Genomic DNA, 14587 nt, shown 5'->3' on the forward strand with positions numbered 1-14587 from the left:
TAGTTTTGACATTCCTTTTCTTTTCAAAGATAGCGCCTATTTTTCTGGCATGATAAAAGCAGGAAGGGGACTGTCCCTTCCTGCTCCCTTCAAGCCTGCTTATGCGTTGGTTTCTGACTGGCGCAGCCATCCGACTTGGGGCTCGCCAAGCTCATGAGCTGACGCCTCATTACGGGGTCTGACCAGACCGAATTGTTAATCGTTTCTTTCCTAAAGCTACTTATTATAGTATCTTATTGAAAAAAAAAAAAAATCAAGGGTATTTTGATGACAAATGATTACAATTTTGTTTCAAGAGTTGACTGAGAGCTGGCATTCCCTCTGAAAGACCGCTAGAACCACGCGATTTATCGCCAACCTATGGAATTCCAAAAATCATGAAAAAGGACGGCAGACTCGTATAAAATCAAAATGAATGGTTAAGGCGTCAAGGTAAAAATCCAAAGGAGTTGGCCTCATTATCCACTACTACTTTAAGAGTTTATTTGATTTTGGTCTTAAGATTTAACTTTTATATCTTGACATCTAAGAAAGAAATTGCTAAGCTATAAATGTTCAACGTTGAATAAACAAAGGAGGTTATTGAGTGATTAAGCTTTTAGTTCTGGCTATTTTAAATGTAAAACCCATGTCTGGTTACGATATTAAATCACTATTAGAGATCAGCGATACACAGAGGTGGGCGGGGGTGTTACCTGGATCCATTTACAATGCCCTGCGGAAACTCGAAAGAGATGGCTACATTGAAATCGAAAGTATCGAAGCTAACGGAAACAGACAAAAGGCCATTTACAAAATAACGGAATCGGGGAGAAAACACCAAATAGAACTCGCCAAAGAATGTCTGACAGCTAACAAAATTCACTACCCTACTCAACTTTACACTGGCATCTCTTTTGTCGACCAGCTTCCTCTGCAAGAAGCAATGGACGATCTGCAAAAAAATAAAGAGCAGCTTGAAAAGGAGTATGGCATGTTAAGTAAGGGAATGGACAGTAAGAAAAAATCAATGGGCAATCATATTCCAGAACTGACGCAAATTATTTTTGAACATATGTTTGAGACGGTCAGGTCTCAGATCGAGCTAATTGATAAAACTCTGACTATCTTGAGCCGGCAAAAGGATGAGTCGTAGGCCGGCTTTCTTTTTACTAATATAGTCAAAGTTGATTATACAAAGGAGAGTAATATGAATCTAGTTGAATTTCACCATGTTTACAAGCAGTTTAAAGATCGCAAAATCATCCAAGATATGAATTTTACCATCAAAGAAAATGAGCTCCTTGCCCTACTAGGAAAAAACGGAGCTGGGAAAACAACCACCATTCGGCTCTTGCTTGGGATCATTAAGCCGGACAAGGGGCAGATCAGCTCTGGAATGCCAGACTTTAATAAAAAGGTTGGCGCCCAACTGCAGACAACACCTTTCTTTGAAGCGCTGAATATCATCGATAACCTCAAATTATTTGCAACCTTTTATGCTGTTTCTTTGTCTGAAGATGAGATTGAGCAGTTACTAAAAGAACACAATCTCTATGAAGCAAGGAAAACCAAGGCTGCTAAATTGTCACTGGGGCAGCAAAAAAGACTGGCGATTATCATTACAACGATTCACCAGCCAGACTTGGTGATTCTGGATGAACCCTCAGCCGGTCTTGACCCAAGCGGACAAAGAGAGGTTCAGCAAATGATTCAGCGCTTAAAACAAGATGGGAAGACTGTCCTTTTTGCTTCTCATGATATGACTGAAATCAAGAATACAGCCGATCGCGTAATGTGTCTTCATGAAGGAACCATTTTAGAAAGCGGGGCGCCCGATGAGCTAATTAAAAAATATCAAGTCACGAATCTAGAAGAACTATTCTACGAACTAACAGCTAACAAGGAGGACACCCATGTCTAACGTATTCACCATTTCACTAAAAAACAGTTCAAAGGATATCGTCCTCTTGTTCTGGTCAATTTGCCTGCCCTTGGCCTTTATTGTCGGACTTCATTATTTCAAGGTCGCACTAAGCGCAGACACTCTCTTTGGCATCATAACCTTTAGTATTTTTTGTCAGGCCTGTATCACACAGTCCTTCTCCATCTTTTCGCAAAGAAAGCGGGGTGTATTTGAATTGCTGTCTGTCACCCCCTTTTCTATCTGGAAGTATCTAAGCGGCATTGTTCTAAGTCAGGCATTGCTGGCCAGCCTTGTTGCCTTACTGCTCTTAACCATTGAGGTGAAATTGTTTTCACTAGCCATAACTTTTGGAGAAATATTAGCTTTCGTTCCTCTATTTTTGACAGAAGCTATTCTGTTTAGTTTATTTGGCTTTGCCTTGTCACGGTTTCCAAAAGACGAAGCGCATTTAAGTACCTTTTCCAACTTAATCATGTTTGCTTTGCTTTTACCCAGCAGTATTTTCTGGTCCTTGGATCATGCTCCCCAATTCGTTCTGGCAATCTCATGGATCAATCCCTTCGAATGGCTCCAAAAGGGCTACCGAGCTATTTTTAGTCATGAAATTTCAGCTTATATGCTCGCCTTCGGTCTACTGGTTACATCTGTTCTCTTAGCGTCATGGCTTGCACAGAAGACTTTCCAATTAAAAGAAAGATAAAAGGAAGCGCCCCAAGATAAGGATCGCCAACCAACCACTGCGCCTAACAAATAAAATTGACCAAATAAATAAGGCTGAGGACTTTTGACTCAACCTCTAAGGGGGCGCCTGAAAATGAGGCTGCACCTAAAGATAAGGACCACCACTGCTTAAGAGTCTATCAAAAAGGACTAGACGCATTTGTCCAGTCCTTTTTGAGTACAGTTATTCTGATTTTAAGAGGGGCTTCAAGGCTGCCCATAGCATATAGGTTTGAGTTGGGAAGGACATAATCATGCTGTTAAGATCTTTAGCCGTCATTTTTTTCTCAATGATCGGCGTTAACCAATCTAGCCATGAACCAGCCTGACTAGAAATGGCTGCTGCTCCCACTAAATAATTTTCACGGTCAAAAATCAAGGCTAGTTCTGAATCCAATTCATGGTTGTTGACCCAGTCATTTTGTTTGCCCCATGGAATTTCAACCAGCTTGTATTGCTCAGGCTTAGCTTTAGCCTCATCAATAGTCACACCAACCTGTCCGATACGAGGAAGGGTAAAGACCAGATTTGGCACGACTGGATAATTAATTTCAGGTTCATCAGGATTTAGAATATCACGCCCGATATAATTGGACTCAAACTCAGCTGTCGGAGTCAATTTAGGAATGGCTTTATCGACAACATCACCTGAAGCGTAGATATTAGAAACAGTGGTGCGCATATGCCTATCTACCTTAATACCGCGTCGGTTGGCTTCAATACCAAGTTTCTCTAAGCCGATATTTTCAATATTGGCCACACGTCCTGTCGCATCGAGAACAAAATCCCCGACGGCACTGACACCGTCCTTGCTGGACACCCGCAAACCGCCGTCAACTTCTTCTACAGAGGATACTGCTTGGTTAAAGTGGAATGCGGCACCTTGTGATTTAAATTTGTCGACAATCTTCTTCACGTATTTTTCTGGATAGGCGAGCAGAGGGCGATCAGCGTATTCAAAGAATGTCACTTTCTTCCCTGCTAATAAAGCCATAGAAGCAAATTCCATTCCGATAATACCTGCTCCAATCACTATCATGTGGTCAGGCAAAACGTCTAAATCTAAAAATTCTGTACTACCCTTGGTTAATTCCTTACCAGGAATATCGAGCTTAGCATTGCGAGCACCTGTACCAATAACAATGTACTCTGCTGAGAACTTCTGATCGCCGACAGCCACAGTATGAGCGTCTTCAATACTGCCGCGACCGCGAATAATATCAACTCCCAGTTCCTTAAACATAGCCGCAGAAGACACTTGGAAACCTGCTAAGGTTTTGCGCTTATGTGCCATAAGTTCTGTCCAGTCAATCTGCACATCTGCTTTGAGGCCTAAATCCTGATAATTAAGCAGACCATCTAAATATTCAAACGGCCCATCCAAAAGGATTTTGGCATCACAGCCATAATTGGTACAAACACCACCAATTTTATCCGCTTCGATCATCGCAACTTTTTTACCTGCTGCTGCAAGAAGTCTGGCACCGTGATTATTGGCGTGCCCGCTTCCAATAAATAATACATCATAATCCATGATTAGTCCTCCATATTGCTGTACATTAATTGCTGGATTAGCAAAATCCTATTTAGGAAATTCGCTGAGTTTGGGACAAAAGTCCAAACTCGTTAGCATTGTTATTGTTCTAGATTTACCAGATTGATGCAGTGGTTGAGAGTAAGACTTGTTAGCTATGCCAAGAAGTCTTACCCCTGCACAATTTATTAGGTGCTTTAACATCAATGAACCACTGCTGATTGACTGTCCTTACCTTGGGGCGCTTTCCTATCTTCAGGCGCCCCCTTAAACAGTCCACCGGACTGTTTAACGACCACGCAAATGATAGCTCCAAAGGTCCGATGGACTTTTGGAGCTGTGCGGGGCAGGTCACCACCTTAAAATTAGGGAGTGGTGAGAACAAAAATTTTCAATTTTAGGTTTGAACTCACTCCCTGCCGATTTTTGCCCCACTCTCTAATGGTTCACTAAGTTATGCCATATTGTTTTTTTATGTTCAGCAGCTTAGTCTGCCAAGACGTGATAGCTGTTAACTTTACGAGTAACATGCTGACGAACTTCTTTTACCTCAGGCTTTTGGTGCCTTTGAGCATGCTCAGGACGGTTGAGCCAAGCTTCGAAGTCTTCCTTTTTATTCCATTTTGACAAAAGGACGAAGTCAACAGTGCCATCTTTGACTTCACCCTGCCAGCCTTCGGCAGCAAGGTTGCCTTCCCAGGCTTTAAGTGATGCTACATCGCGTTTAATTTTTTCAAGAAATTCTTCTTGATAGTCTTTTTCTACTGTAAATACTGCGGTTTGTACGATTGCCATAATCTTATCTCCTTACTTTTATATCATTTTCTAAAATTACTAATGACTTGGGCTTTTCCTTATAAATTCTCCAAAGCTTGAGACAAAGTCCTCAAGTCTTCTTCAGTACCCACACCATCAAGCTTAGCTAAAACCGGTACTCCGTAAGCCTCGCTGATATTATCAGCCGCGTAATTAAAGGTTTCAGCATGTTTTTCTATTGAACCACTGCCAACGACTGCCTGAACACCCGGATTATTGCTCAAAAACTCTTCAACTGGTTTAGGTGTTTGACCCTTTCCAGTAGAGTAGGTAAAGATCACATAGTCTCCATCAATGCTCTCATTTCCTTTTTCAATTTTCAAGGCATCAGCGTAACCTAGCTGGTTCACAATCTTTTCTACATTACCTGAACGACTGGCATAAACAATTTTCATCTTATCATCTCACTTTCTTTTGCGTTCTTGCTGAAAGAAGTCCATCATCTCTTGCAGGGACTGCATCATATCATGCATCTCGCCCATGCCCTCAAAACCCTTAGCAATTTCTGCTTGAACAGCTAAAGCCTCTGTCTTAAGAGCCTGCCCTTCTTTGGTAATGGCGACTACCAAATCACGGGCATCTGTCTTTGAGCGGACTTTGGTAAGGAAGCCTTTATCTGCAAGCTTTTTCAATACTGGTGTTAAAGTACCACTATCCAAAAATAGCCTATCCCGAAGCTCCTTAGTGATAATCTCCTGTTCTTCCCACAAGACCATCATAACCACATATTGGGTGTAGGTTAAATCAATTGCGGCCAACAAGGGGGTATAACGGTTGATAAATTCCCTTGAAGTCACATAGAGTGAAAAGCAGAGATTATTTCCCAGTAACAAAGATGACTCCTTTGCGCCAACCAACTCATCCACCTCACTTTGTATATTAGTAGTCACATCATCCCCCTCTGCAATCGGTTGAACTCAATCGATTTTATAGATTCAGTTTAGCACAACCGATTTACTCTGGCAAAAAATTTGCCTGCCCTTGGCCTTTATTATTTCAAGGTCGCACTAGGCGCAGACACTCTCTTTGGCATCATAACCTTTAGTATTTTTTGTCAGGCCTGTATCACACAGTCCTTCTCCATCTTTTCGCAAAGAAAGCGGGGCGTATTTGAATTGCTGTCTGTCACCCCCTTTTCTATCTGGAAGTACCTAAGCGACATTGTTCTCAGTCAGGCATTGCTGGCCAGCCTTATTGCCTTGCTGCTCTTAACCATTGAGGTGAAATTGTTTTCACTAGCCATAACTTTTGGAGAAATATTAGCTTTCGTTCCTCTATTTTTTGACAGAAGCTATTCTGTTTAGTTTATTTAGCTTTGCCTTGTCACGGTTTCCAAAAGACGAAGCGCATTTAAGTACCTTTTCCAACTTAATCATGTTTGCTTTGCTTTTACCCAGCAGTATTTTCTGGTCCTTGGATCATGCTCCCCAATTCGTTCAGGCAATCTCATGGATCAATCCCTTCGAATGGCTCCAAAAGGGCTACCGAGCTATTTTTAGTCATGAAATTTCAGCTTATATGCTCGCCTTCGGTCTGCTGGTCACATCTGTCCTATTAGCGTCATGGCTTGCACAAAAGACATTTCGGTTAAAAGAAAGGTAAGGGGCATGACCATGACTGATTAGCAGAAAAAATTAGAGGCGATAGACGGCAAGGGATGGGGCGCATATAAGCAAATCAGTGGGATTTACGCCTATCATGAATTTACCTTCTGCATTGAGCTGGGGCAAATTGATCCCTATGCTCAGCCCTCAACCGTTGCTGAGGGCTGATCGTACGAGTCTCAGTGGCTATTTGCTGACTGTCATTTTTTAGATCCAAAAAAGCGCCATTCACTCTTTTCAATGGCACTTTTTTCGTTTTATAGTTTTTTAAAATACCTTGCAACCGGCCAAGGTTCAAAGCCAAAAGCTTCGTAAGTTTGGCGGGCGGGTAAGTGTCCCGGATCTCCGCCAGTTTCCACCATAACCATCTTCATGCCAGCTTGAGTGATTTTCTGACAAGCAGTTTCCAGCAGCCTTGTAGCAATGCCCCTACCTTGGTGTTTTGGTGAAACGGCCACAACATAGATTTCCCCCATCCTATCTTCTGGGTGTATGCGATAAGCAAGCCAGCCTGCTAGTTCGTCATCTGAAAAGGCCAGCAGAGTCTGACTGCTTGCTTCATCCAAGACCTGCGACAAATCTGCTGTTTGACGGGATTCCCACCCTTGAGGATAAAAATTATCATAGACAAAAGCCGGTACAGCAGAGCGCATTTGGTAAAAGACCGTTGCCCAGCTTTCAATTGACAGAGATAAGATTGCGTCTTTGTAGCGATGTTGGTAAGGTTTGATGGTAATGGTCATCATATCATCCTCCTCTTTTTTGACGTAAATATGTGCTGGTATTCTATAAAACTTAAGCCGATGAGTTATGAAAAAATGAGACTTTGTCTTCAAACTCAAAAGGCCTACTGGCCTTTTCTATTCTTCCCCCCAGATTTCCTTAGCCAAGTTGAAGACAGCCCAGGCTTTTGGCCAGCCGACATAGAAGGCTAGATGAGTGATGATGGCTGAGATTTCTTCCTGCGTGACACCATTTTTCTTGGCATTTTCTAGGTGATAAAGCAGTGAAGAATCTGTGATGCCCGAACTCATCAGAGCTGTCACTGTAATGATACAGCGGGTTTTCAGGTCGATGGACTCATTGTTCCAGTTTTCGCCAAAGAGAACATCGTCATTAAAATGAGCAAATTCGGGAGCGAATTCTCCCAGCTGGTCACGGCCAGCCGTTTGTTTGATAGTCATCCTAGTCTCCTTCCTGATTGGCATTGAGGTAGTCCTCATCGCTGACTGGTTCATAAAATTCACCGGGTCCGGCCGTAATAGCGATATGGCTGAACCAAGAATCCTTAGCAGCACCATGCCAGTGCCGAACACCCTTATCAGTCACTACGACATCACCGGCTTTTAAGTGACGCGCAGGCTTGCCTTCTTCTTGGTAAAGTCCTTCCCCACCTGTCACTAGTAGGATTTGATAGCCATCCAAGTGGACGTGCCAGTTGTTGCGGCAGCCCGGTTCAAAGGTTACATTTCCAACATTAGTATAACCATCTGGTGCTTGAGCTAACATAGCTAGGTAAGATTGTCCTGTAAAACTAGCACCATAAGGGTTTTCTTCACCAAAGGCAAACAAAGGATTTGTTTTCACGTCTTCATGTTTAACCATGAATCATCACTTCTTTCTCTAAATGTATATTTTTTCGCTATTAGTATAGCTCTGCAAGGAAAAATCTACAAATACCAATAACGACTAACTGCTATGCTTTAAAGGCATGCTATTCGGGCTTAATAACTTGCTTGATTAAAGGATTGGACACTAGCCCCTATTGACCAGCATATCGGCCGTCAGAGTTTGCAGGCTCTTATCTAAAACGAAAGCGGCACTGCGATCGATATAGTCTTTAAAATGAGGAGTCTCACGATGCGTCTCATAGGCAGCCTCATCTTTATAGACCTCAAAGAAATACCAAGTATCTGGATTGTCGACATCAGTCCCTGCATACATGACAAGGACACCTGCTTCCTTGTCCATACTGGCCTGCATCTCTGGTAGAACGATAGCTGCAAAAGACTGACTGTCACTCACTGTCACTCTTGCTAGACGCACTGAAAAATCGTTTGGCTCCAAAACTCTCAATGCTGTTGGTTTTTGGAGAAAAATCTCAGGCGTCAGTGTGACTACCTCACGACTGGTAATGGCCTTTTGCGCCAAACTGGCAAAGGCTTTAAAATGCGGTGAGGCAACATGCTTCTGATAGGCTTCATCACTGGCATAGCGTTCAAGGACAACCTGCTGACTCTTGTCACCGGGGACATGACTGCCATACATGGCCAAGGTTCCTGGCTCCAACTCCATTGACTGGGTAAAGTTATTGTAGCCGATTTGATTAAAGTCAGTCTCATAGGACAAATCAAGTCCCAATCTAAACAATCTAAAAATCTCTGTCATCTTAATCACCTAATCCGTATAATTTCTGGGCATTGCCTGTGAAAATCTGTTGCTTCTCCTCATCATTGAGCGCAAGAGTTTCAATCGCTTGGGCAATGACCTCTGTCGCACCGGCTGGTAAAATCCCTAGTGGCGCATCTGTACCAAAGAGGACATGGTCAACACCATAATAGTCCACACAGAGATCAAGGGCCTTTGGATTGCCAAGAAGAGCGGTATCCACATAAAACTTCTTAAAGTCAGCCGCCTGCTCTGCTGGCAGAATCCGTTCAATACGACCAGCAAAGTAGGGAACCATGGCACCACCGTGGTGGACCAAAATTTTCAAATTTGGTATTGCCTGAAAATAACCAGCTTGCACAAGCTCAAGCATGGCTTGGGTCAGCTCATATTCCCAGCTGAAAATAATATTGTTGTCTGGCTTGCGGGCATCAAAAACAGGATGAAGCCAAATGGGCACATGGTGCTTAGCCGCAGCTTCAAAGACCGGTTTAAATTCCTCATCAGCCACAGACTTTCCTAGATGACGGGTAAAGAGCTGAATGCCTAGTATCTCAGGATGAGCAGGGACAAACTCTTCCACCACGCGCACAGCCTCTGGGATATTATTCATAGCGACCATAGCAACACCGCCAGCAAAAATATCCTGATTGTCTTGTGCCGTTTTCAAGAGCTCTTTATTAGCCTGTTCCACAAGTTTAGCGGCCTCATTAGCTTCCAAGTAATCCTCTGGGTTGGCATTGACATAGCTGATAATCTGCTTGGTGTTCGCTGGCATGGTCGCACAGCGCTTGTCCATATCGCTCAAGACTGGATTTTGGATAAAGGGCATCTTCTGTGCTAACACCTCATCCAGCGTGAGCATCTTCTCATAAAACTCTGGCAAGAGCACATGGGCAAAGGCATCAATTTTCAAAGTCATCTAAGCGCTCCTTCCAGCTGCCATCTTCATCGAAGATGATTCCGTATTCCTCATAATAGGTGTCTTTATTGAGAATTTCCCCAGACTCGTACAGTCCTATCTTATGGGTCAGACGATCAATCGAGCGCTGGAGATTCTTTTTCTTGGTCTCAAGGAGAGCTAACTGCTCACGAAGGAGCTCCTCACGCGCCTCGACGGTCTTATCCCCCTGCATGAGCAACTGGCAGTAATCAATTAACACCTCGATAGAAACACCTGAATGACGCAGACAAATGACCATCTCTAACCACTTGTTGAGATCATCTGTAAAATAGCGATTGCCATTCGCCTGACGGGGGATCTCAGGCAGGAGCCCAATGCGCTCGTAATAACGCAGGGTATTGGGTTTAATATCATACATTTGAGACACCTGAGTAATGGTGTAAGTTCCTTCTTTTGGCATATTCGATCACCTTTCAATACAGATATGTAAGTTTGATTCTCTCTTCAGTATACACAATTTTAAAGACCTTGACTATGATTCTTGTAAACGGCTAGCATAATCAGCTGCCTCTTGAGCCAGCTCCTCATCTGACAGATTGAGTACGCCAGATAGGACAAAGGGTTCTTCAAAGACGAGACCTGTATGGTACTGGATGGTCTCTATGGGTTTGAGCAATTCCTGTGTGGTCACATGGAATCGGCCATCAGCTGTGTAGTCATCCGCACCCGCACCTTGAGTGACAGCGAGAAGGACTTTCTTGCCTTGAAGGGCATTACCAGATGAACCGTAAGCCCAGCCATATTCTAGTACCTGATCCAGCCACTCCTTCATCAAGGATGGCATGGAATACCAGTACATTGGAAACTGCAAGACAATGCGATCTGTAGCTGTAAGCGCAGCCTGTTCTTTTTTGACATCAACCTTACCGTCAGGATAGAGGACATAGAGATTACGGATATTAATCCCCGCACCTTGGGCAGCCTTAGCCAAGGCTTTATTGGCCCTAGAAGATGCTAAATTGGGATGGAATAGAAAAATGTTTGTTGTCATCTCAATCTCCTGTAATATCTTCTGCAACCAGATTAGCTTTAAATTCTGCTACATCATAAGTCGCAAGATTTGGATAGTAGGCGTCTTTTGCAATTATAGCATCAAGTTCCTGACGGGAATCCGCCTTAGCAATGACAATTCCTGCCATACCACGATCTTTGAGAGGGCCGACAATCTTGAAGTTGCCGGCATCAAATTCTGACTTGAACCAAGCTCGGTGCTTAGCCAAAAGCTCTTCTGCTTGATCTTTAGGCACTTGATCTGATTTGATGGTAATAGTGATTAAAAACATAAGAACCTCCTTAGGCTTGACCTTCCCAGCCACCACGTGTATCAACACCTGATTGAGTCGCTAGATTTTCAAGATTAGCCATTTCCCCATCTGTAAGATGCACGTGACTAGCCTGAGCAGCATCGTCGACTTGCTCGACCTTTGTCACACCAAGGATCGGTGTCGTGCCGCGTCCGATAGCCCAGGCGGTCGCAATTTGAGCTGGACTGACCTTGTAATAGTCTGCCAAACGTTTCAGCTCAGCCAGTAGATCACTCAAAGCCGGGAACAGTGGATTATAGGTTTTACCACGGTTAGAGTCAGCAGGCATTGGATATTGGCTATCATACTTACCAGACAAAGCCCCTTGTTCCAAGACCATATAGGAGAAGAATTGGATATGATTTTCTTTACAGTAGTCGAGAAGACCATCATCAATTGAATGACGATAGAGAAGGCTAAAGTGGTTTTGTACAGCTGAGATTTGAACACCAGCAGGTTTCAAAATGTCTTGGACACGTTTGATTTGCGCAAGACTGTGGTTAGATACCCCGATACGCTTAACACGGCCTGATTTGACCAAGTCAGCCAAGAATGGTGTCCAGCGTTCAACATCTGCTGAATTGTGAATCCAATAAAGATCAATGTAATCAGTGCCGAGACGTTTGAGGCTGCCTTCCAGCATGTCCTCTACAGGATTTTCCTTGGTATCATCCTGCATACCGGGAGTAAACTTGTCTGATAGGATTACTTTTGAGCGATCGTACTGACCAGCAAGCTCACCCAAGATACGTTCTGACTCACCATTAGCATAGGCGAAAGCCGTATCAAAGGTGTTGAGCCCTTCATCCATAGCTGTTTTGAAAACATCCTTAAGGTCTGCGGTGTCAAGATTATTTCCAAAGACCACGTTTCCACCGGCAAATCCGCCCGTTCCCCAAGACCATGTTCCAAGTACGATTGGTGCTGTATTTTCTGTCATCTTAATGACCTCCTTTTTATGATATAAAGCCCTTAAGCAAGGCAAAGCAAAACAGATAAACTGATGAAGACGCTAAGCTAACATATTTAGAAAGGCTTCATCTTTTTGCAAAGCATTGCAGGTCTATTCAAATAAAATGGTACAAGTTCTCAATCATGATTGTACAACTTCCATCATTTATAATGATACTTTATCACTTATAGTTCACTATAAGTCAAGCCTTTTTTCTCATTTTTTTGAAACAGATAAAAGGCACATGAACTTCATTAACCAGATCAAAGATAAACACCACCTATTTCTGTAAACAAGTGGCGTTTATTATACCTTTAGTTGTTCATTTAGGATGCGCTTCTTCCTTATCCATTGATTCACATATTTCTTTACGACTTAGTGAAAGCTTCAGAAATAGGAAGCGTTCCCGGATGAATTTCAATCACTTTTAAGCTCATTGCCGGAGAATCCACAAGGGTAGCTAAAACGGCACCGACATCAGCGATTGGAATACTGGTAAATCCTTCATCTCCTAACGAGATTCGACCGGTTCCCTTTTCCTCTAACAGTCGCCCTGGTTGAACAATAGTATAGTCTAAGTCAGTCTGGTGAACCAAGTAATTATCCGCAAAATACTTGGCGATATAGTAATCTTTTAAACGGTCGCCCCATTTCTCTGGAGTCAGACTATAGAGCGCGCTGAGCATGATGAAGCGCTTCAGACCTGCAGTTTCAGCCGCCTGCATGAGTTTAACCGCACCGTAAGCGTCGGTCTGCAAAAGATCCCTGCCCCGTGATCCTGCTGCAAAAATTACAGCATCACAACCCTTGACTAGTTCCACCAGAGATTCGACAGGGGCATGCAAATTCATAGTGACCGGCGTTACGCCATCCATAAGGGCAATCCTTCCAGACTGTCTAGCTCCTGCGATAACCTTATGCCCCTTTGCTACCAAAGCTTTAAGAGCTTCTGTAGCGACACGCCCAGTCGCTCCAGCTAAAAATACTTTCATTTTTTCCTCCTTTTTAGCCATTCCAGCCAAACAATCCTTGACCGGTATCCATCTGACGGATTGTTGCCATATCATCATGAGACAATTCAAAATCAAAAATAGCAAAGTTTTGAGCCATGCGATCTGCATTGGCTGATTTGGGAATAGCCACGATACCCTCTTGCATCAAGAAGCGCAAAATGACCTGAGCTGCGGTTTTTCCATAGGCTTGCCCGATCCTTGTTAGCATGGGATCTGTAAAAATGCCCTGTTTTCCTTCCCCAAATGGTGCCCAAGATTCAAATTGAATCCCTACTTCCTGACAATAGCGACGTGTATCAACTTGCTGCTGGAGGACGTGCATTTCATTTTGCAAAACTGATGGGGTCACGCCAGAATACTGGCGGATTTCTTCGATCAGATCCGGCTGGAAATTTGACAAACCAATAGAGCGAATTTTACCAGTATGATAGGCTTCGGTTAAGGCGTCCCAAGTGCCTAGATAGTCAGAAACCACCCAGTGAATCAGCATCAGATCAATATAATCCGTTTGCAGACTTTTTAAGGCTTTTTCAATCTGTTTTTTGGTTGCTCTATATCCCGACGTTCCTAATTTTGTCGTGATGAAAAACTCTTCTCTAGGAAGACCGGAAGCCTTGATGGCCTTACCCACCCCAGCTTCATTGCGGTAATACTGGGCCGTATCAATATGGCGGTAACCTGTTTTGATAGCCTGAGAAACTACTCTTTCAGTATCAGCCGCCGGCACTTGGTAGACCCCAAAACCGAGCTGAGGCATCCTCTCCCCTGTGTTTAGTGTGACATATTGCATATTATCCTACCACTCCTTTAGTTTAATCCTTTTAGCCAACCTTTCATGGCCGCTGTGCTATTCAAGACATCACCTGCAATATGATGCTTAGCTGCGTATTGGTTAAAGATCGGCTGGGCTTTTACATAGGTTGAACCGCCTGATGTCGAAAAACTGCCTAGGATCTTGTCGGAAAAGTCCATTTGATCCATAACCGTTTGGACAACCCTCGGAGGAATTCCCCACCAGGTCGGATGACCGACTAAAATGCGCTCATAGTGTGAAATATCTGGCAGATTTCCTGCAAAATCAGGTCGGCAGCGCTCATCGTATTGCTCAAGATTGCAGCGGCTGGACTCATTGTGCCAATTCCTGTCTTGACTGGTGTATGGAACTTTTGTTTTAATCTCATACAAGTCTGCTCCTATCTCGCGCGCTATAGCTTGTGCTCGCTCTCTAGTCGTCCCCGTTTCAGAAAAATAAATAATAAGTGTTTTCATGATGAACCTCCTGTTAGAAAACAAATAGACACAAAAGACTAACGGTGATCAAATCACCCTATCATTTGTCTCTCAACTTATTACGATCTTACTATATCACTTATAGTCAACTATAAG

At 43.4% G+C, this 14587-nt stretch carries 20 protein-coding genes and 1 pseudogene; 5 read left to right on the forward strand and 16 right to left on the reverse strand.

The window, feature by feature from the left end:
• The first annotated feature begins 586 nt into the window (after window positions 1–586).
• From AC4HAO_RS09040 to AC4HAO_RS09050, 3 genes are read left to right on the forward strand one after another with little or no spacing between them, the layout of a single operon-like run.
• On the forward strand, window positions 587–1135 hold the full coding sequence (locus tag AC4HAO_RS09040; RefSeq protein ID WP_491093855.1) for a PadR family transcriptional regulator: 549 nt from the start codon (window positions 587–589) through the stop codon (window positions 1133–1135).
• A 54-nt stretch (window positions 1136–1189) separates the two neighbouring features.
• Window positions 1190–1903 carry an ABC transporter ATP-binding protein gene (locus tag AC4HAO_RS09045; protein ID WP_491135173.1) on the forward strand — a complete coding sequence of 238 codons (714 nt, stop codon included), beginning with the start codon at window positions 1190–1192 and terminating at the stop codon, window positions 1901–1903.
• Window positions 1896–2606 (forward strand): ABC transporter permease, encoded by a 711-nt coding sequence (locus tag AC4HAO_RS09050; protein WP_491135174.1) that lies wholly within the window; start codon window positions 1896–1898, stop codon window positions 2604–2606. The genes AC4HAO_RS09045 and AC4HAO_RS09050 overlap by 8 nt, the downstream gene beginning before the upstream one ends.
• Before the next feature lie 204 nt (window positions 2607–2810).
• Here the strand turns inward: AC4HAO_RS09050 and AC4HAO_RS09055 are convergent, their stop codons facing one another.
• The 4 genes from AC4HAO_RS09055 to AC4HAO_RS09070 all read right to left on the reverse strand — a co-directional run bounded on the left by AC4HAO_RS09055 (window position 2811) and on the right by AC4HAO_RS09070 (window position 5866).
• Window positions 2811–4160, reverse strand: coding sequence for a dihydrolipoyl dehydrogenase family protein (locus AC4HAO_RS09055; protein ID WP_491135175.1), 1350 nt, complete (start codon window positions 4158–4160; stop codon window positions 2811–2813).
• A gap of 486 nt (window positions 4161–4646) precedes the next feature.
• Window positions 4647–4955, reverse strand: a complete 309-nt coding sequence (locus AC4HAO_RS09060) for an antibiotic biosynthesis monooxygenase family protein (RefSeq protein WP_491135176.1) — start codon at window positions 4953–4955, stop codon at window positions 4647–4649.
• A gap of 59 nt (window positions 4956–5014) precedes the next feature.
• Window positions 5015–5371 (reverse strand): class Ib ribonucleoside-diphosphate reductase assembly flavoprotein NrdI, encoded by a 357-nt coding sequence (locus AC4HAO_RS09065; RefSeq protein ID WP_491135177.1) that lies wholly within the window; start codon window positions 5369–5371, stop codon window positions 5015–5017.
• Window positions 5372–5380: 9 nt separating this feature from the next.
• A complete protein-coding gene (locus AC4HAO_RS09070; RefSeq protein WP_491135178.1) occupies window positions 5381–5866 on the reverse strand; it encodes a MarR family winged helix-turn-helix transcriptional regulator in 486 nt (161 codons plus the stop codon).
• Window positions 5867–6296: 430 nt separating this feature from the next.
• Here AC4HAO_RS09070 and AC4HAO_RS09075 point away from each other — a divergent pair, with 430 nt between their 5' ends.
• Complete coding sequence (locus AC4HAO_RS09075) at window positions 6297–6578, forward strand: ABC transporter permease (RefSeq protein ID WP_491135179.1); 282 nt, start codon at window positions 6297–6299, stop codon at window positions 6576–6578.
• A 38-nt stretch (window positions 6579–6616) separates the two neighbouring features.
• Window positions 6617–6748, forward strand: a pseudogene (locus tag AC4HAO_RS09080) (ABC-ATPase domain-containing protein); the annotation flags it as partial.
• 89 nt (window positions 6749–6837) lie between these two features.
• Here AC4HAO_RS09080 and AC4HAO_RS09085 read toward each other — a convergent pair.
• From AC4HAO_RS09085 to AC4HAO_RS09140, 12 genes are all read right to left on the reverse strand, one after another.
• The gene (locus AC4HAO_RS09085) at window positions 6838–7326 is read right to left on the reverse strand and encodes a GNAT family N-acetyltransferase (protein ID WP_004225781.1); all 489 of its coding nucleotides are present in this window, start codon (window positions 7324–7326) and stop codon (window positions 6838–6840) included.
• 114 nt (window positions 7327–7440) lie between these two features.
• Entirely contained in the window at window positions 7441–7764 is a 324-nt protein-coding gene (locus tag AC4HAO_RS09090; protein ID WP_004227130.1) for a carboxymuconolactone decarboxylase family protein, read from the reverse strand.
• Between the two features lies 1 nt (window position 7765).
• Complete coding sequence (locus AC4HAO_RS09095) at window positions 7766–8185, reverse strand: cupin domain-containing protein (RefSeq protein ID WP_491093851.1); 420 nt, start codon at window positions 8183–8185, stop codon at window positions 7766–7768.
• Between the two features lie 150 nt (window positions 8186–8335).
• Window positions 8336–8968, reverse strand: a complete 633-nt coding sequence (locus AC4HAO_RS09100) for a putative quinol monooxygenase (RefSeq protein WP_491135180.1) — start codon at window positions 8966–8968, stop codon at window positions 8336–8338.
• Between the two features lies 1 nt (window position 8969).
• Window positions 8970–9890: an amidohydrolase family protein gene (locus tag AC4HAO_RS09105; protein ID WP_491135182.1), complete on the reverse strand. Its 921-nt coding sequence runs from the start codon at window positions 9888–9890 to the stop codon at window positions 8970–8972.
• A complete protein-coding gene (locus tag AC4HAO_RS09110) occupies window positions 9874–10332 on the reverse strand; it encodes a MerR family transcriptional regulator (protein ID WP_491093848.1) in 459 nt (152 codons plus the stop codon). The genes AC4HAO_RS09105 and AC4HAO_RS09110 overlap by 17 nt, the downstream gene beginning before the upstream one ends.
• A gap of 72 nt (window positions 10333–10404) precedes the next feature.
• The gene (locus AC4HAO_RS09115; protein WP_491135183.1) at window positions 10405–10923 is read right to left on the reverse strand and encodes an NAD(P)H-dependent oxidoreductase; all 519 of its coding nucleotides are present in this window, start codon (window positions 10921–10923) and stop codon (window positions 10405–10407) included.
• A gap of 1 nt (window position 10924) precedes the next feature.
• On the reverse strand, window positions 10925–11215 hold the full coding sequence (locus AC4HAO_RS09120) for a YciI family protein (RefSeq protein WP_491135184.1): 291 nt from the start codon (window positions 11213–11215) through the stop codon (window positions 10925–10927).
• A 10-nt stretch (window positions 11216–11225) separates the two neighbouring features.
• Window positions 11226–12176 (reverse strand): aldo/keto reductase, encoded by a 951-nt coding sequence (locus AC4HAO_RS09125; RefSeq protein WP_491135185.1) that lies wholly within the window; start codon window positions 12174–12176, stop codon window positions 11226–11228.
• Window positions 12177–12556: 380 nt separating this feature from the next.
• Window positions 12557–13180: an SDR family oxidoreductase gene (locus AC4HAO_RS09130; RefSeq protein WP_491135186.1), complete on the reverse strand. Its 624-nt coding sequence runs from the start codon at window positions 13178–13180 to the stop codon at window positions 12557–12559.
• Window positions 13181–13193: 13 nt separating this feature from the next.
• Complete coding sequence (locus tag AC4HAO_RS09135) at window positions 13194–13991, reverse strand: aldo/keto reductase (protein WP_491135188.1); 798 nt, start codon at window positions 13989–13991, stop codon at window positions 13194–13196.
• Between the two features lie 17 nt (window positions 13992–14008).
• Entirely contained in the window at window positions 14009–14470 is a 462-nt protein-coding gene (locus AC4HAO_RS09140) for a flavodoxin (protein ID WP_491135189.1), read from the reverse strand.
• Between the last annotated feature and the right edge of the window lie 117 nt (window positions 14471–14587).

It is taken from the genome of Streptococcus sp. ELY_137 (assembly GCF_058314515.1).